Below are 18,295 nucleotides of genomic sequence, written 5' to 3' on the forward strand. Positions count from 1 at the left end.
GGAACGTGGGAAAGGCCGGGATGCTGGGTTTTCTTAGCAAGGTAGTGGAGAAAACTCGGACCGCTGGGAGATGGGAAGGTGGCTGTTGGGAGCAGGTCGTTAGCGTTCGCGCAGGGTGCCGCGGGTGACGCCGAGCTGATTGATCAGCTTGAGCTCACGCCAGAGGGCTTGGCCGGAAAGCTTGCCAGCCAGCAGGCGCTCGTAGCGGTCGAGGGTTTCGATCACTTCCTGCGGGCTTTCGTTGAGAAACTCCACGCGGAAGGCGCGAACGCCGAGGGCGAGCAGGTCTTGGGCGAACTCGGCCCCGGTTTGGGCTTTGGCGTTGAAGACGGTGTTGCGGCAGCCGGCGTCGGCTTTGAGCGGATGCAGCATGCCAGTGCGGTCTTTCAGGCTGACCTGATGGGTGTCGCAGGGACGGCCGCAGTCGCGGAAGTCCTTGCCGTCGGAGAGGAAGGCGCAGAAAACGCAGTGCTCCATGTGAAACATGGGCATGTGCTGGTGCAGGGTGATTTCGAACCACTGCGGCGGAGCGTTTTCGAGCAGAGCCGCGAGCTGGGTCGCGTTGAGATCGTAGGAAGCGGTGAGCCGTTGCAGCTGGTAGCGCTCGATCAGGTATTCAGCGGTGAGGTGGTTGGCGACATTCAGCGAAAAGTCGCCGCGTAGTGGAAAGTTGGATAAGGACTTCAGGTGCTCGTGGTTGCGGGCCAGGAAGCCGTCGGCTCCGCAGGTGGTGAGCTGCTTGACCAGCCAGTCCTCGCCGGTTTTGAACATGCGCGGCGGAGCGACCCAGATTTTCTTTTCACCGGGTGCTGCGTGAACGAGCTCGACGGCTCGCTTGTATTGCTTGGGGTCTTCGAGTTCGAGGTAGAGTTCGTGGTAGGGGAGGGTGAGGGCTGTCTCGAGCTGCTCGAAGGAGCGCAGGTAGGGGATGATTTGGGGCGTGCTCGAATCACTTGCTTCTGGGCTCTGAGGTCTGGGCTCTGGCAGGCTCGCCCGGCGGTCGAGCCCTACCTCGAGCTGCCAGCGCAGAGGCTGCTTTCGCAGGGCTATCAGCGTATCCACGGCGTCGCGACGGAGCTGGTTGAGCTTCGACACGGGGAAATGGCAGTCGCCTTCAAGGTGATTGCTCAGCTGGTTTAGGTGAAACGGGGAGCCTCCGAGGCGACCGAGCTGCTTGCGCAAGGTCGTTTCGTCCAGACCGCGGTTGGTCGCGGTTTGAAGAAGGTCGGCCGATTCGGCTCGAGCGACGCGTCCGGCTTCGTCGCGAAGCTCGATGGCGAGGGGATGGCCTGGGCATCCGTGCACGGCCACGTCGATAGGCCGGGTGAAATTCGGTTGCTCCACCTCGTAGCTTTGACGCAGCTCCTTGTCGAGGGCGGGATCGGAGGTTTTGAAAAGGGTGTCGCCCGGCTTCACGCGATTCCAATCGATGGATCTGCTGAGAAACCTGATGAAGGCGCGATCGCCTTTCGTATCGACGGAGATGATACGGCCACCTTCTTCTCGCTCGTCCGGCCTGCCGCGGTCGAAAACGACCCCGTCGCCCGCTTTTAGCGGCGCTTCCAGGTTTAGGGCCACGCCATCGCGCTCGACGCTTTGCACTCGGCCGAGCCGCAGGCCCCGCTTTTTGCCGAAGCGAGCGTGGACGAGGCGCTGGTTGTCGATGCCGCGAAGCCAGCCATCCGAAAGCCCGCGGCTGAAGGTCATTTCTAGTTTGTATCGAGACTCTGAATGCGAGTCGTCCTCTGAGAGATTCTTTTCGGTTTCCCCGATGTAGGCGCTCCAGGCTTCGTCGAGCGCTTTGCGATAGACCTGAGTCACTGCGGCCACGTACTCGGGGGATTTCAGGCGGCCTTCGATTTTCAGGGTGGCGACGCCTGCTTCGATGATTTCCGGCATAGCGTCGAGACCGGTCAGGTCCTGGGGGCTGAGCAGGTAGCGGCGGTCGCCGAGCTGGACTTGTTTGCCGTCGGCGTGAAGCTCGTAGGGGAGGCGGCAGGCTTGGGCGCACTCGCCTCGGTTGGCCGAGCGGCCGCCGAGGGATTCGGAAGTGAGGCACTGTCCGGAGTAGGCGACGCACAGGGCGCCGTGCACGAAGAGCTCGATGGGAACCTCGGTGCCCGAGGCGATGGTTTTCTCTCGGATGGCGCCGACCTCCCTGAGCGAGGTTTCTCGTGCCAGCACCACCACGCTAGAGCCCAGATCGCGGGCGAACGCGATGCCCGCTTCGCTGGTGACCGACATCTGAGTCGACGCGTGGATGGGGAAGTCGGGCGAAAGGCGACGGATAAGGCGGCAGATGCCAACGTCTTGCACGATGGCGGCATCGACGCCGGCAGCGATGATGGAGCGGAGAAAGGACTCCGCATCCGGCATCTCGTCGGAAAAAACGAGAATATTGAAGGTCACGTAGCCCTTGACCCCTCTGGAGTGCAGGAAGGCCATGAGCTCGGGCAGGTCGGCCACGGTGAAGTTCTTGCCCCGCATGCGGGCGTTGAAGCGCTCCAGTCCGAAATAGATGGCGTCGGCCCCGTTTTCCACTGCCGCCCGGGCGCAGTCCCAGTTTCCCGCAGGGCAGAGCAGCTCGGGTTTGGAGACTTGGCGGGTGTTTTCCTCTCGTTGCGAGAGGCGCTTGGGAATGAGTTTCGGCATGGTAGGCGGTTCGCTGAGCGGGGGAATTGAGTGCGCAATGCTCGTGATGGCAAGCGCGGGACGGAGCGAATTGCCGGCTCGACGCATCTAAGTGGCCTTGGGGACGAAAAACTCCGGGAAGGGGCCTAGGCAAGCTGGCTTGTGTCGAGGGGTGTTTTTGCCGATAGGTAGCTGTGGTGACAAGAAAAGGAGTAGCGTATCTCGTGGCGTTCGTAGCGGCCCTGCTGGCCCTCTACCTGTCAACGCGCCGTCTCGCTACCGGTCCGCAAGGGAAGCAAGGATCTCCTGAGGTGGTGCAAGATGCTGAAAACGAGTGGGTTGCGAACGTCCTAGGCCGCGAGGACGATCTTCCTCTAGCGACGGCCGTCTTCGCCACCGAACCCGCCCGCTGGCCGGGGTTTCCTTTTTCCGAGCTGGACCGGCGTGGCGAATTGATCGAGGAAAGCGTGACCTACGATGACGCGACGCGTCGCGGCAAGCGCTCTCGATTGCTTTCGGTGCCGGATTTCCCATTTCCCGTGCGCATCGATTATGGCTATGAACGCGATGCGACGACGGGCGAGCGCATCGTGCTCAGCGTGAGCGAGATGGCGGCGGACCGTATCCTGGTGCGAGTGAGCGAATCCGCCGGAATCCGCGCCCTCGAGCGATTGGCTGAGGAGGTGGGAGTGGGCGAGGTCAAGCGACTTGGCTCGATGCCTTGGTACGAGCTGAGACTTGCCGAGGCGGATCTGAGGGCCGTGCCGGAAGGAATCGCGAAGGTCTACGAAAACGCAGAATCCGTCAAGGGGCTGTATGCGGAGCCCAACTACATCGTGCACGCCGCTTCCCTTCCGAATGATCCCAAACTGCAGGACGGCACTCTTTGGGGGCTGGACAATCAAGGGCAAAACGGCGGCGTGGCGGATGTCGATATCGATGCGTCCGAAGCGTGGGCTGTTCGCAGCGACGCTTCGCAAATCGTAGTCGCAGTGATCGATACCGGGATAAATACCGAGCACCTGGATCTCGTATCCAATCTTTGGGTAAACGAAGGAGAGATCCCTGACAACGGGGTCGACGACGATGGCAATGGATTTATCGATGACGTGCACGGGATAAACGTCATTCGGATGACCGGCGATCCGATGGATGACAATGGACATGGCACGCATTGCTCTGGCACTATCGCAGCTCGGGGAGATGACGGGCAGGGAGTTGTCGGAGTGGCTTGGCAGGCGCAGCTCATGGGGTGCAAGTTTCTCTCGGCATCCGGCAGTGGGACCACCGCGGACGCCATTTTGTGCATCGACTACGCCCTCGCCATGGGCGCCGATGTGATGAGCAACAGCTGGGGGGGCGGTCCGTACTCACAGGCGTTGTACGATGCCATCGATTTTGCCGAACAGGCTGGGGTGGCGTTTGTGGCCGCAGCGGGAAACTCCGGCCGAGACGCGGATGCGGCCCCGTCCTATCCGGCGGGCTACGATCTCGACAATGTCGTCTCCGTCGCCGCGATTGACCGTTCCGGCGAATTGTCCGGATTTTCCAACTACGGAGTTGAGAGAGTTGATCTCGCCGCTCCAGGATCGGAGATCCATTCGACGTGGATCGGGGGAGCGGACGAGTACAAAAGCATAAGCGGAACCTCCATGGCGACTCCTCATGTGAGCGGTGCCTTGGCCTTGTTGCTGGCGGAGTATCCGCAAGCTCCGTTGCGGGAGAACCTTCGCCGTCTGTATTATGGTGTGGATACGAGAGAGGCTCTGTGGGAAAAAACCGCTTTCGGGGGTTGGCTCAATCTGGCCCGTTCGCTGGCTATGGTCGAGGCGCCTGAGCCGCCAGTCTTTGTGAAGCGCCCCGCCGCAAACACCATTGCGATCGAGGGAGGCGACCTTCTGCTTGAGGCTCAGGTTCAGAGCGAACTTCCGCTGTCGGCGCAATGGTATTTCGAAGGCGCGCTCATCGATGGGGCCACCGATCCCTCCCTCGTCGTGAAAGGGGTCACGCAGGCCGACGCTGGCGCCTATCGATTCGTGGCATCGAATGATGACGGAGTGGTCCAATCGATTGCTCGCGTGGAGGTCGTGGCGGAGGATGCGACCCTCGCCAGCGCGGTCGACGCTGGTTTGTATGCATTTTATAGTTACGGAGATGAAGCGTGGGAGGAGTATCCTTACGACTCGGTCGAGGGAGGAAGCAGCGCCCGTTCGGGCCCGATCCTTGATGGTGAGGAATCCGGACTTTTCGTAGACCTGCAAGGCCCGGGACTCGTGACGTTCTTCTGGCGGCTTTCGGCTGAAACGAACTGGGACTACGGGGAAGTTCTTCTCGATGGGCAGCGTCGTTCCAGCGTTCGCTCCGTAGGCGAATGGAGTGAAGTGTCGGTCGAGCTGGAAGAAGCGAAAACGTATCGATTGGAGTGGCGCTACGTGAAGGATCAGTTCGGAGCCATGGGGCAGGATGCTCTTTTCGTGGACGCGGTTCGATTTTACCCGAGCGGCGAGGGGCCGCCGATCATCGTGCGGCAGCCGGAGTCCGCGGTTCTCGGAACGGATGCGGAGTATTATCTCGCTGTCGCAGCTCTGGCAGAGGGTGGGACGTATCAATGGTACAAAGACGATGCGGAAATCGAAGGAGCCATTCAGAGAACGCTTCGAGTGGTAGCTGATTCTCCAGAGAAGGAGGGCGTCTATCATGTGGTGGTTTTCAATGAGAATGGTCAGACCGCTAGCGCGGAAGTGCGTATCCAGATCGCGGATATAGCAGCTACGATTCAGGCGGATCCGGATGACGTGACTGCGACCGTAGGGGAGCGCGTTCGGTTCGAAGCCGAGGTGGCAGGATCATTGCCCTTGCGTCTGCAGTGGTACCGCGACGGAGTGAGTTTGGCTGGCGAGACCGGAGAGGTTTTGGAAATCGAATCGGTTCGTCTCGAGGATGCGGGGCGCTATCGGCTTGGCGTTTCCAACGCGTTTACCAGTGGAATCGTTTATTCGGAAGAAGCCCAGCTCGCAGTGAGCGACGTCGATCTCGCTCCGCGTTTCGTCAAGCAGCCCAGTTCCGGCTACTGGCAGCTAGGCTCTCCTTTTCGGCTCTCGGCCGCGGTGGAGGGAGGGCTCCCTATCACGTATCAATGGTTTAAGGACGGCGAAGCTCTCGAGGGGGAGACGGATCGTTTTCTGGAAAGATCGTCGGCGCAGCAGGAAGACGCGGGAAACTATCGCTTGAAGGCGAGCAACGCCCTTGGTGAAGCGACGAGCCAGGTCGCGGAGGCCGTCATCATCGGGAATGTCGCTGAAGCCTTGGACACTCCCGAGAGGGCGTGGCAGCTGGAAGGGGGAGGCTACTTCTTCGCCCAAAGCGAGGTGACCCACGATGGAGTCGACGCGTTGCAATCGTCCAGCGAATCCAGTTTCTTTGGGAAGCTTTCGGTTATTGAAACTGAGGTCGCGGGTCCGGCGAACGTTTCGCTGTACTGGAAGCAGGATGTGGCCTGGACACCATCGGAAATCGCCCTTTTCGTGGATGACGAGCTGGTCGGCCGGATGAGCCGAGCCCGAGATTGGAATCGGGTTCTCGCGAAAGCGCCTGCTGGCGTGCACACCTTGCGCGTACAGAGCTTGATCGAATCCGGCAGCACCTTGTGGATTGACGAGGTCGAAGTATTCGAGCGTCCCGCGATTCATGCGATCGTTCGACCTGTCGCGGTCGAGGTAGGCGATACGGCTCAGCTTTGGGTTGACGCGTTTGGAGCGGGCTCGCTTACGTATCAATGGTTTAAGGACAATGTGCCTCTGGTTGGAGAAGATCGTTCCGTTTTGGATCTTGAGAATTTGGATACAGAGACGGAAGGCATGTATCATGTGTTGGTGGAGAACGAATATGGTAGCGCTCAGAGCGAGCCGGTTGCCGTGAAAGTTCTAACGCGAGTGGCGCCGGAAGTTGCCGATGAAAGCGTCGACCTCGCTTTTCAGGAAAGCGATGGTTGGATCGCCACCGTGGATGGAGAGGGGGAGGTCGCGCTCGTATCGACCGCGAATTCCTCGGGCGAGGAAAACCGTTTGGAAGCCATCGTGCAAGGTCCGGGCTCCTTGGTTTTCGATCTTGGGATTGAGAGCTCTGGCTGCTGCGCCTCGGTGCGCTTGCTGGTCGACGATGAGCAGCGAGCCCTCTATTCGGATGGTTTCGAAGGGGAGGGCGCCCCTGCATTGACCCAGCGGCAAGTTTGGCTGGAGGAAGGCGTTCACCTGGTGTCATGGGTTTTTAGATACGGAAACAATGCTCCGCCGAACGCTCGCGCCGCGTTTCTCGATTCCATTCGGCTGACCAGCGATCCTGTTTTCACGAAGCATCCGGTGTCGCGACGAGTGGTGGAAGGCGCCACGGTGACGCTATCGGTCGAGCTTGCGAACGTGGAAGGCATGAGCTTTCAGTGGTACCGGGAAGATCAGCCAATCGCTGGCGCCACAGCGGCCCGGCTGCGCCTTGTGACCGTGGGCGCCGAGCAGGAAGGCGCTTATCGCTGTGTCGTGACCAATGCTCTGGGGGTGAACGCTCGCTCCGATGCCGCGAACCTGACCGTGGTGACCGGGCTCGCTCAAGCGCTGGACCTCGATTTCGGAAAGCTCGTTTCCGGAGGACGGGAATGGGAGAGGCAGAGCGAGCAGACCATCTCGGGGGACGACGCGGTCGCGTTCATCGCATCCGAAGCGAGCTCGTTCAGCCTGTTCGCTTTCGATATCGAGGTGCCTGATGGAGAGCGTCGAGCCCTGGCGTTTTGGATACGCATTCAAGGCCTGTCTGAAAACGCTTCGGCGCGTGTGAGCGAGAGCGGAGGAAAGGAGTTTCGCTTCAGAGAGAACTTCGACTGGAAGCGTGTGGTGCTTCCCCTGGCCAAAGACGGCCCGAATCGCGTGACGTTCAGCGTGAACAAGAGCACCGGTTTGCAGCGGGACGATCTTGGCGTTTGGTTAGACGGGTTCGAGCTGGTGGAAGCGCCCGTCTTCTACGAGCAGCCGATCTCCATCGCCCGGTACTGGGGCGATGAAGTGGAACTGACTGCGGAAGCGACGGGGGCGACACCGCTTACCTATCGGTGGGTTCATGATTCGAACGGATCGACCGGGGATTCGAGCTCTCCTGACGGCGCGTTGACAGTGTCTTTGGATCGGCTTTGGGACGGATCCGCGGGCGCCTATCAGGTCGAGGCGGCCAATCAAGTCGGTACGGCCATCAGCGAGCGGGTCGATGTCGCTCTCCTCGAAAACCGCTTCAGCGCCGCGGTGGGGGCGCCGGGGACGACAGTGTGGTCGGAGGGAAACCGGCTTTGGGAAATCAGTCCGGAGGAGCGTTCGGTAGGCGAGGCTGGCCTGACGGTCGGGGATCTCGGCCCGCGCCAGGAAAGCTCGGTCTTCTGGTGGGTTCGCGGTCCGGGTACGCTTTCCTTCGACTGGAAGCTCGACTCGCCCAGTCAGAAGGATCGCTTGCTCTTTTTCGTAAACGGATTCCAGGTGAGCGGCCTCTACCAGAGCTCGGACTGGCGCGGGTATGAAGTCGATGTGGGCGACGCGTTCTATCTCGCTGAAGTGGCGCTCTCGACGTCCGGCGAAGAAACGCAGCGAATCGGTCGGGCCTGGCTCGACGCGGTGCGCTTCGAGCGTCCGGGAGCGCAGGGATACGCGGACTGGCGAGGGGACGCCTTTGCCGGCTGGAGCGGCGAGCAAGGACTAACGGCTGCCGAGGCGGACGCCGACCAGGATGGCGTCGCCAATTTCGCCGAATACGCCTTCGGCACGGATCCTTTGGAGAGAAACGCCCTACCCAAGGTGGCAATGCGCATGCAGGACGGGCGATGGAGCGCGATGGTCGACTTCACCTTGAACCCAGTGGCCGACGACGTTTCGGTCGGGCTGGAGATCAGTCGCGACCTTCGCCGCTGGTACCCGTTGCGTGCCCGCTTCGCGGAAAGCGGGGACGGGGACTCGCGCCACGCCACGCTCGCCTACCTGCTCGAGGAAGACGAATTGGATAAGGAGGCTTACGTAAGGCTTGCGGTATATTATTTGGATGGCGCCGAGTAAGCTAGTTGCGAAAGGGAACATTTCGGACTGGATACGGTTGTGTGAGGGTTTAGTCTGACTTCATTTCCTGATCCAACACCATCTTGTAAGAGCATGCCTTTCCTTTCCATTCGAAGCTCCCTTAGGGGCTATCCTTGTCTGCGCCGGACTCAAAGGCTTTTGACTGCCGGGCTGGCCAGCGTCCTGCTTTCGTCCTGCGCCTCACTCGATGCCATGCGGCGAGTCGAGGTCGATTTCGAGTACGTCTCCGAGATCGCGGCGGAGCGATCCGAACGGGCGTATCAGGCTCCGACCCCGGTGCCAGAGGCCCTGATGGACCTGGACTACGACGAGTACCGCAAGATCAGCTACAACAACGACAGCTATCTGTGGAAAAACGAGGGGCTTCCGTTCGCTCTGGGATTCTTCCACCCCGGATTCCTTCATGGAAACCGCGTCGCGGTGAACGAGTTCACCGCCACCCATGCCCAGCGCATTCCCTATTTGAGCACCTTCTTCGAGTTCCAGGACAAGGAGCTGGAGAAGGCCTTGCCCAAGTCGCTCGACTTCGCGGGATTCCGCATCTCGTCAAGCGTCGGCAACGAAAACGACTATCGGGAGGTCGCTTCCTTCCTGGGGGCGAGCTACTTTCGCGGCACCGGCTACGACATCAACTACGGGACCTCGTCGCGCGGTATCGCCATCAACTCGGGGCTAGGGGAGCCGGAGGAGTTTCCGCGCTTCGTGGAGGTTTGGCTGGGCAAGCCCAAGCCCAACGCTCGCGAGCTCACGCTCTACGCCTTGCTTGACGGGCCGAGCGTGACGGGCGCCTACCAATTCGTCATCCATCCCGGCGAAGACACGGTGATGAACGTGAAGGCTCGGCTGTTTCTGCGCGAAAGCGTCGAGAGCTTCGGGGTGGCTCCGCTGACCAGCATGTTTTGGAGGGGCGAAAACCGGAAATCGCCGGAGAGCGACTATCGTCCGGAGGTGCATGACGCCGATGGCTTGATCGTGAAGGAAACCGATGCGGCTCCCATCTGGCGAGCCCTCGATCTGGCGGACAAGACCCGTCTGTCCTATTTCAGCGTGAGCCGGCTAAGCGGATTCGGTTTGTTTCAGCGCGATCGAGAGTTCGAGAACTACCAGGACCTCGAGGCCCACTACCACCGTCGCCCATCGGTCTGGATCGATACCCGAGGGGACTGGGGAAAGGGCTACATCAAGCTGGTCGAGCTGCCGACCAGCAACGAGTTCGAGGACAACGTAGTGGCCTTCTGGGAACCTGCGGTGCTGCCGGAGAAGGGGAGCGCCTTGGACTACGAATACGACATCCACTGGTTCGGCGAGCCCGCTCCGGAGACCTACCCGCAGTGCACCGTGCGCTCCACCAGAGTGGGGGAGGATCAGTCCTATCCCGGGTCTCACGTCTTCGTGATCGACTTCGAGGGAGCAGGCGAGGATGCGGGCCAGCCGGAGCTGGTCACGGCGGTAGACGGAGCTGCGACGCTCATGGACAAGCAGGTCGTCTGGAATCCTTACTTGGAAACGTGGCGAGTCATCTTGCGTCTCGAGCAAACTGCTGAGGAAGGCGTGATCGAGCTGCGCAGCCAGCTGCTCTTTCCCATTGGCGCGGAGTCGGAAGTCTGGGCCTATCAATGGACACTTTAAGGTTCATCACGCCCCGCTCCGAAACCTTTATCGACTGGAGCGAGGCCTATGAGCGGGTGGAAAACTACTTCTGCTCGCTGCGTATCCAGAATCGGCTGCTCCTTAGCCAACTGGTGGCTCATATTCTCACCAGCGCCGCCGAACGTGTCGAAAAAACGGATACGCCGCCCGCTGTGCTGGCCATGGAGGAGGCTCACAAGGTGGTGGAGGACTGGTTCGGCGAAGTGCTGAAGGCAGCGAATCTGGAACCAAACGAGCTCGGCGCCCAGGGACGCTTGGCTTTGTTTTTGGCGGACGTGCCCACTCGCTGGCAAAACGAGTTTCTGCATCCGGGACCTTGGCCGGACGAGTTTCTGCAAGCCATCCGCTCGACCTACTTGAGGACTGGTCCGGACTTCCACAAGGCCCGCATGATTCCCCGCGATATCGACCTCGGTCCGGTGTCAGCGGTGGCGGACGAGACCTGGCGCGTCATCGATCGTTGGCCGATTCTAGGAGCCATGCTGGTATGGACGATCTACCTCGGCGCCATCGGTCTGTTGGTGTATTTGCTTCACTAGTACGAATCGGGACATGGGATTTAAAAGCATCAGGCAGTTTCTGGATTGGCAGCGGTTTTTCTTCTTCCTGCTCACGCTGTCCTTTGCCGCGTTTCCGACAACGCTCTTCGCCAATCTGCTCTGGAGAGCCGGCATCGATCAAGGCCTCGTCAGCCTGACCATCCTCTTCGCCATTCTGAATTGGAATATCGCCTGGGGAGCGACGCACTCCCTGATCGGGTTCTTCAAGCGTCGCATGAAGCGTCGCAAACGCGAGCAGCGTTTCGTGGATTTGGAGCATCCGGGCAGCGTGGCCATCGTGCTGCCGGTCTACAACGAGGATCCGGTGCGCGTCTTCGCCGGTCTGCAGGCCATGTACGAGTCGCTGCAGAAAACGGATTTCGCGGATCGGTTCGACTTCTTCATTCTGAGCGATTCGACGCGGCCGGAGCGGTGGGTGGAGGAAGAGCATCGCTGGGCGTCGCTCTGTCGGGAGCTGGGAGCCTTCGGGCGCATCAACTACCGTCGCCGTTCCGTGAATACGGACAAGAAAGCGGGAAACCTGCTGGAGTTTTGCGAGAGCTGGGGCGCTCGCTATCGCTACATGCTGACGCTGGATGCGGACAGCGTTCTGAGCGGGGAGACCATCGTGGAGCTATACAAGCGCATGGAGGAGAACCCGCGCATGGGGATTCTGCAGACCGCTCCCAAGATCGTTTACTCCGAGTCGTTCTGGGGACGGCTGCAGCAGTTTTCCAATCACTTCTACGGGCCGATCTTCACCTCCGGGCTGAACTTCTGGCAGGGCAACGAGGGCAACTACTGGGGCCACAACGCCATCATTCGCATGTCTCCGTTCATGGAGCATTGCGCCTTGCCGGATCTGCCCGGCCGCGAGCCGTTTGGGGGCAAGATCCTCAGCCACGACTTCGTGGAGGCCGCCCTGATGCAGCGGGCCGGTTTCGATGTCTGCCTGGCGGAGGACCTTGAAGGCACCTACGAGGAGTGTCCGCAGGATGTGATCGAGCACGCCAAGCGCGACCGTCGCTGGTGTCAGGGAAACATGCAGCATTTCTGGCTGCTCTTTTCGCGCGGTCTGACCATGGCCTCCCGCATGCATCTAGGAAACGGCATCATGGGCTACGCTTCTTCGCTGCTGTGGGGCTTGTTCATGCTATTCGGTGGCATCCTGGTCTTCAACCGCTTCCGCAGCCAACTGTCCATCTTGCCCACACGTGGCATCGGCCAGTTCTTTGACATCCCTTTGCACGAGCACTCGATCCTGGTGGCGTCGATCACCTTCAGCTTCCTGTTTCTGCCGAAAGTGCTGGCGCTGCTCGACGCCTTTTTAAGCAAGGGCCGATGTCGAGCCTTCGGGGGGCGTCTGGCCTGCGTCGGCGGCGTCTTGCTGGAGCTGCTGGCCTCGGCGGTGATCGCGCCGGTGATGATGCTGTACCACGCCCAGTTCGTGCTCTCCACCGCGTTTGGAAAAGGGGTGGGCTGGTCGACGCAGAATCGCAACGCTGGCGAAGGGCTCACGTTTCGCGATGCTTTCGCCGCCCACAAGATGCATGCGTTGATCGGCGTCGTCGCCACCGTCCTTGCTTCGCGGGTGAACATGTCGTTTCTGCTTTGGACGCTGCCAGTGACGGGCGCGATGATCATTTCTCCCATCGTATCGCGCATTCTGAGCAGTCCGAAGTGGGGCAGAAATCTTCGCGGTATCAATATTTTGGCGACGCCTGAGGAGCTGAATCCGAGCGAGGAGCTCATCTCCCTGCGAGAGATCGAGCAGCGTCTGCGCAGGAGCAATCGGCTGTTTAGCGAGGACCCGGATGCGGATGGTTTGATGAACGCGGTGGTGGATCCCTACATCAATGCGATCCGAGTGACGCTTGCCCGAGAGGAGGAGTCTCGCAGCCAGATGGTTGCCGATACGAACAAGCTGGGCATGGAGCTGCTTCACCGCGGGCCGGAAGCCTTGGGGCATCTCGAGCGCAAGCTGTTCATGTCGGATTCCAAAGCCCTCCTGCGGGCCCACAAGCTAGTGTGGACCCTGGACCTGGATAGCCTGCATCCCTCTTGGGCTCCGCTCTTTCGCCGCTACCACTGGAGCCGAGCGGAGTGATCGATCGAGCTTTCTGGCGTCGGCGGTTTCGGCGTTTTTTCGAAAGTCGTAGTCTCGGGGGTTTCGGAGTCAGTCGGCGGTGATCCAGCACTCCAGCGTGTCGGGCGAAGCGCTCTCGAAGAGGGTGTCGGACCGAATTTCCACATGGTAGACCCGCGCCGTCTGGTTTTCGATGCTCTGGTAGGATTGCGGGGTCAGTTCGATTCGAATGGTTTTCCGATCTTCGCTGATTTCGAGCGATGCGATTTGCTCCTGCACCGGATCCAGCTCTGGCGAGCCGTAGTCCGGGGCGTCACGGTAGGTCCATGAATTGATCGCTATCGAATCGCGTATCGACTCCTCTGATACGCTGGATGAGATCGGTTTGGTGAAGGCGATGGAGAAAGCCTCGTCGGCTTGGGAGACGGTCTGAATATCGATTGGCGTCGTTTCTCCGTCCCAAACGATGCGTTGCAAGCTAGCGACCTTTCCGCCGCGGGCCTGCCAACCTCGGCCCGTTTGTCCGATTAGCAAGCTGCCGTCAGGTAGAAAGACGGGACGCATGATGCCGGACTGGAGCTCGGCAGCGAAAGGAATGACGGCGCCGACTTCGCTGTTGTTCACTGTTTCGGTGACGACGCGGAAGAGCTTGGACTGAGTCTGGTCTCCGATGAAAAGTTGGCCCGCGAAGGGGCCGAAGCCGCCACCTGTGGTGTCCCACGCCGGATTTCCAGGCGAGTTCGCCACGTGATTGTGCGGGAAAAGGACCACTGCTGGTATCCGATCTTTCGCTACGGCTTCCCATTGGATTTGCGGAGAGTCGGGCTGCATGCCGGGAAGGTCGACCAGACCGGAGGGGTGACCATAGAATTCTCCTTCGTTCAAAACGAAGAGTTTGGAGGTTCCCACGAATTCGCCCTGGTTTTCTGAATACCACAAGCGACCATCTGGGGCGAAGGCCAAGCCCGCGGGACTGCGCAAGCCGTTTGCCCAAGGGATGAACTCGCCCTCGGGCGTCACTTTGATGGTCCAACCGCTGAATCCCCCACTGGTCCCCATGTACAAGCCGCGAGCCTTGTAGATGGCATCGTCGGCGTGCAGCAGGTTCAGGTTGAAGTAGTAGTTCCCTTCCTTGTCCTGCGCGGGGCCATGCATGTACGAATGGTAGTTGCTGTGATAGCTGAACTGGTCGGCGAGCGTCTCGAACCGGTCGGCGAGGCCATCTCCGTCCAGATCGGTCACGCGGGTCAGTTCCGGTTTCTGTCCCACCACGAGCTGCAGTCCGCTTTGATCTTCCACCACCACGCCGAGGCTGTCGAAAAGCCCTTCGGCGAAGAGGCGCCACTTCCCGTTCACGATGCGCCAGATGCCAGAGGTCCGGGTGGCGACCACGATGGTGCCATCCGGAGCCACATCGATGCCGGTAGCCTCGAAAAGCAGATCGCGACCGAAGGGATCTTTAGGCGGAAGGTATTGTTCGGAGCGATATCCAGGAGGCAGCTCGGCCTCGGTCGGCTCGATTTCGAGGTCTTGCGTCAAGTGGTCGAAGGCGCTGGGTTCGGGCTTCCACGCGGAAGAGGAAAGGGCAAGGCTTGCTCGAAGGATCGCTTGGGAATCGGACAAAGGCGGCACGATCCAGGTGGCATTGTCGTCGAGGCGTCCCGTTTCCGCTTTGATATCCTTCAAAGCTTCGGTGTTGAGAGCGAAGCGCTGTTCGTCGGGCAGATTGCCCGAAACTTCGATGGTGGTGGTTCCCTCGGAATCGACTTCGAAGCGAAGGGAGATTCTGTTGCTTCCGACTCTGTAGTTGAAAGTCGGAGACGCGGAAGGCGTCGTGGAATCCAGGGTGTATCCAAGAAACTGAGCGTCTACGCTGGCCACGTTGTCGAGGTGGTCCTCTTCGCTGCGCAGGGAGGCGTCGATGGTTTCCCAATCATGGAAGACGGCCTCCTTGAAGGAAAAGTCGGCCGGTTTTCCGCTGGGAAGCAAGGGAGCGATGAGGGCCCCGGCGTCGCCCAACTCGATTTCCTTGCTTTGAAATCCGGGCTCGAAGCCGTCGCCGCCACGGTTTTTCCATTCTCCCTCCGCGTTGAGGAATCCGCCTTGCCAGATTCTCTCGATGCCGAGGGTGCGGGGGTCGAAGCTGAAGTTGACGGCGTTTGGCAAGGCCACGTGAATGGATCTGCCAGAAAGCCCCGGCATCGAACCGCGCTGGATGCGGGTTCGCTGGTCGACCAGGATCAGCATCGGATCGAGCAGGGGGTCGTACTGGGCCGGACCGGTCTGCGTGACCAGAAGCTGAGCTGGGCCTTCTTCTCCGGGGTCGTTGAGCGTGGCAAGATAGCTGTAGATGGCGCTCGCTTTGGTCGGTCCAAGGAGCTCTTCGCTATAGGGCGGCATGACCGGCAGGTAGGTCTGACCCGTCTTCGGTTCGGATTCGGCGACTGCGAGCTCGCTTGCGGGGTTGCGGATGCTGTGAATCAGGTAGGTGAGGTCGGCGTCGATAAAGTAGCGGTTGCCGCTGCCTGATTCCTCGACTTCGCGCTTGCGTGGGGCGCGCTTGAAAAGCCCGTAGAGATTGGGCCCGGTTTTCAGCGAGGAATCGAATTTCTTCGTCGTGTGGCACTCGATGCAGCCAAGCTCCTTAAAGGTCTTTTCGCCCGTCGCTACGTGGTCGACCAATTGGGAGACATTGGTTTCGCCCGCGGTCTCGTTCGGCACGGAGACGGTTTCGAAGTCCGCGTGATGAATCTGGAAGTTGCGAATGGCGATGGGACCGTTTGCTCCTCGGATCGCGTACGGATAGCTGGCTTGTTCCCAGTTTTGCATCGATCCTTCGGTGTAGTATGGGATCGTTTGATACTGCTGCACGAGCTCGCCGTTGAGGGTCGCGTCGATGAGAAAGGCCGGGTCGATCTTGTTTTGCGCCTCGTCGAACCGCAGGGTGCGAAAGCGCAAGGAAAGCGTTTGCCATTCGCCATCCGGACGGGAGGCGTTTACAAGTGGCGGAACCGCTGCGAAGGCTTGATCGCGGTTGCGATCGAAGCCGCCTCCGATGGCTCCTGCGGTGGCGTCGCCCGGCTCGTCGCTCTCGCTGCTAGACAGCTTGATCTCGTAGCGTCCCAGCAGGTAGAGGCCCGCTTTCGAGCCTTTGGGAACCATGAAATCCAGGCTGACAATGGCGTCTCCATAGTGGTGGCGGGTGGCCAGCCAGCCTGCGTCGCCATGTTCTCCATTGGTATAGAGGATGTCTCCGGATCCACTTCCCACGAGATGCTCTCCATCGGACGAGAGCTCGATGGCGGCGGCGGTTTGCCAGCCCTCGGTAGGCTCGAGGTAGTCCAGGCTGGCCTGGGCGAAGCTTTGCATCGCGGGCAGGACGAGAATTGAGAAAAAGGCGTAGGCGTGGCGTGTGAACGAGTTCATGTAGGCGGTCCCGAGAGGGGACAATGAGCGAAGTGATTGAACGATTAATCGATTAGGCAAATCCACTGTCCTGACTGAGTTGCCAAGCGGCAAGCGCAAAGGCGGGAGGCGTTTTCCGGGCGGCCCGAATGGGCTAGCAGTAGAGAAAAGGTGGGTAGAGGCGCTTATGGAATCAGGGAATCCTTAGGGGCTGATCCGTCAGGAAAGGACCAGGGCGCATTGCCGCTTCAGGGAGGGCGTGATTCGGACGATGAAGGAAGCGCATCTCTACGCTTCATCGCATACGCGCATCGCTCTCCTGGTTCGCAATGAACACGTTAAAACCGCTTGCCACTCTCGCCTTCTTTCTTTCCGCCATGGTTTCCGCCAGCGGTCTGACGTTTACCGATGTCGATCTCGATGGCCGCGACGGCGAGCCCGACTATCTCTACGTGGAGAAACGAGGGCAGAAGCAGTCCACCTGGAGCTCGACCTTCGATCTGCTCGCTGCCGGGTACGACCCGCTGAAGATGGAGCTCGTCAGGGCGACGGTCTTTTTTGCCTTCGCGGACGACTGGTTTCACGATGGTGCGGAAAAGGCGACCATCGAAGTCGGCGGCAAAACGCTTTGGAGAAAGCAGGAAGTCGACGGCTTGTGGCTGTTTCCCATCGTCGGGTACGATTGGTATTCGGCGACGCTCGACGGCGAGCTGCTGGCCGACCTGCAGGATGGCAGCATCGGCTATTCCGTGGTGGCTACGAATGGCGACTTCTTTTTCAAGGAGGCCAAGCTGGTCGCTCATGGCGAAGTCAGCGTTCCCGATACGGGGCTCACCGGGGCGATGCTCGGGCTGGGGCTTGCCATCCTGTTCGTGCTGAAAAAGCAGATGCGCTCGGCGAAGGGCGACTAGCGGAGCGTCGCGAACAAGCCCCGCTTCGATCGTAAGCAAGTCGATGTCGTCTCGGGGAGGGCTCGATAGCTTGGGCTAGAACTCGAGAAAGTGTCGCTGTCGCCAACCAAGCAGCTCCTTGGCTCGATCGTTGGCCATGAGCGTTTGGCGTCCAGTGATCTCGCGTTTGAACTCGCTCACGCCAGGCAGGTATTCCTTCACCAGGTCCATGGTGTCGCGATCGTTGGAAATGTCGTCTGCGGCGAGGATGACCGCCTCGCAGCCGAGGTCGTCCTTTTCGATGCCTAGGCGGCAGGCGATCGCCAGATCCCGCGAGTCGATGTAGGACCAAAGCACCCGCTGACGATATTCCGGATGGTCGAAGCTGGCGATGACTCCGGCGTGGTCCTCCGGGCAGAGAATGTTGCCGATGCGCAAGGAAACCACCTGCATGCCGGTGCGGCGATGGAAAGTGGCGGCCGTGGCTTCGTTGACGATCTTCGAGAGACCGTAGCTGTCTTCCGGGAGTTGCGGGTGGGCTTCGTCCACCGGCAGGTACTGCGGCTCGAAGAAGTCGGTGGCGAAACAGATGCCGTAAGAGGATTCGCTGGAGGCGATGACCGCTTTCTGGATTCCCAAGATGGCGCAGCCTTCCAGCACGTTGTAGGTGCTCATGGAGTTCACCCGGAAGACCTCGTTGTTTGGCGTTTCGTGGGCTCGGGGGATGGCCGCCATGTGTATGACGCCAGCGTAGGGCTCTCGGCTCCCGGTGTTGAAGGCGGAGAAGGAAGTGATGACCTGACCCATGTCGGTGAGGTCGGCGATGATGGTGCGGCAGAGCGGCTCGCTGGGCTGGCGCGAGTCCACGTTTACCACTTCGTAGCCCTCTTCGATCAGGTGTTTGACGATCCAGTGTCCGGCTTTGCCGGAACCTCCGGTGACGATGATACGTTTGCTTGGCATAGGCGATAGGTGTGGGTGGGGGGTCTC

The 18,295-nt window shown here is 60.3% G+C and carries 8 protein-coding genes; 5 read left to right on the forward strand and 3 right to left on the reverse strand.

Annotated features, from left to right (window positions below; genetic code table 11):
* Positions 1 to 99 precede the first annotated feature (99 nt).
* Entirely contained in the window at positions 100 to 2,652 is a 2,553-nt protein-coding gene (locus QEH54_RS01735; RefSeq protein ID WP_309016887.1) for a DUF3656 domain-containing protein, read from the reverse strand.
* Positions 2,653 to 2,828: 176 nt separating this feature from the next.
* On the opposite strand from QEH54_RS01735, the gene QEH54_RS01740 reads away from it, so the two are divergent.
* From QEH54_RS01740 to mdoH, 4 genes are all read left to right on the forward strand, one after another.
* Positions 2,829 to 8,714, forward strand: a complete 5,886-nt coding sequence (locus QEH54_RS01740) for a S8 family serine peptidase (protein WP_309016888.1) — start codon at positions 2,829 to 2,831, stop codon at positions 8,712 to 8,714.
* Between the two features lie 93 nt (positions 8,715 to 8,807).
* Positions 8,808 to 10,364 (forward strand): glucan biosynthesis protein G, encoded by a 1,557-nt coding sequence (locus QEH54_RS01745; RefSeq protein ID WP_309016889.1) that lies wholly within the window; start codon positions 8,808 to 8,810, stop codon positions 10,362 to 10,364.
* A complete protein-coding gene (locus QEH54_RS01750; RefSeq protein WP_309016890.1) occupies positions 10,352 to 10,924 on the forward strand; it encodes a hypothetical protein in 573 nt (190 codons plus the stop codon). The genes QEH54_RS01745 and QEH54_RS01750 overlap by 13 nt, the downstream gene beginning before the upstream one ends.
* 13 nt (positions 10,925 to 10,937) lie before the next feature.
* On the forward strand, positions 10,938 to 13,031 hold the full coding sequence (gene mdoH, locus QEH54_RS01755; RefSeq protein WP_309016891.1) for a glucans biosynthesis glucosyltransferase MdoH: 2,094 nt from the start codon (positions 10,938 to 10,940) through the stop codon (positions 13,029 to 13,031).
* A gap of 69 nt (positions 13,032 to 13,100) precedes the next feature.
* On the opposite strand, the gene QEH54_RS01760 is transcribed toward mdoH, so the two are convergent.
* The gene (locus tag QEH54_RS01760) at positions 13,101 to 16,436 is read right to left on the reverse strand and encodes a family 16 glycoside hydrolase (protein ID WP_309016892.1); all 3,336 of its coding nucleotides are present in this window, start codon (positions 16,434 to 16,436) and stop codon (positions 13,101 to 13,103) included.
* Positions 16,437 to 16,744: 308 nt separating this feature from the next.
* Here QEH54_RS01760 and QEH54_RS01765 point away from each other — a divergent pair, with 308 nt between their 5' ends.
* A complete protein-coding gene (locus QEH54_RS01765) occupies positions 16,745 to 17,326 on the forward strand; it encodes a VPDSG-CTERM sorting domain-containing protein (protein ID WP_309016893.1) in 582 nt (193 codons plus the stop codon).
* A 75-nt stretch (positions 17,327 to 17,401) separates the two neighbouring features.
* Here QEH54_RS01765 and QEH54_RS01770 read toward each other — a convergent pair whose 3' ends face one another.
* Positions 17,402 to 18,268, reverse strand: a complete 867-nt coding sequence (locus tag QEH54_RS01770; protein WP_309016894.1) for an NAD(P)-dependent oxidoreductase — start codon at positions 18,266 to 18,268, stop codon at positions 17,402 to 17,404.
* Positions 18,269 to 18,295: the final 27 nt, after the last annotated feature.

This window comes from Pelagicoccus sp. SDUM812003, assembly GCF_031127815.1.
Classification (GTDB): domain Bacteria; phylum Verrucomicrobiota; class Verrucomicrobiia; order Opitutales; family Opitutaceae; genus Pelagicoccus.

Bases quoted from the DNA above. Each gene is read 5' to 3' on its own strand.
- QEH54_RS01735 (WP_309016887.1), bottom strand. From the start codon at position 2,652: ATGCCGAAACTCATTCCCAAGCGCCTCTCGCAACGAGAGGAAAACACC.
- QEH54_RS01745 (WP_309016889.1), top strand. From the start codon at position 8,808: ATGCCTTTCCTTTCCATTCGAAGCTCCCTTAGGGGCTATCCTTGTCTG.
- QEH54_RS01750 (WP_309016890.1), top strand. From the start codon at position 10,352: ATGGACACTTTAAGGTTCATCACGCCCCGCTCCGAAACCTTTATCGAC.
- mdoH (WP_309016891.1), top strand. From the start codon at position 10,938: ATGGGATTTAAAAGCATCAGGCAGTTTCTGGATTGGCAGCGGTTTTTC.
- QEH54_RS01760 (WP_309016892.1), bottom strand. From the start codon at position 16,436: ATGAACTCGTTCACACGCCACGCCTACGCCTTTTTCTCAATTCTCGTC.
- QEH54_RS01765 (WP_309016893.1), top strand. From the start codon at position 16,745: ATGAACACGTTAAAACCGCTTGCCACTCTCGCCTTCTTTCTTTCCGCC.
- QEH54_RS01770 (WP_309016894.1), bottom strand. From the start codon at position 18,268: ATGCCAAGCAAACGTATCATCGTCACCGGAGGTTCCGGCAAAGCCGGA.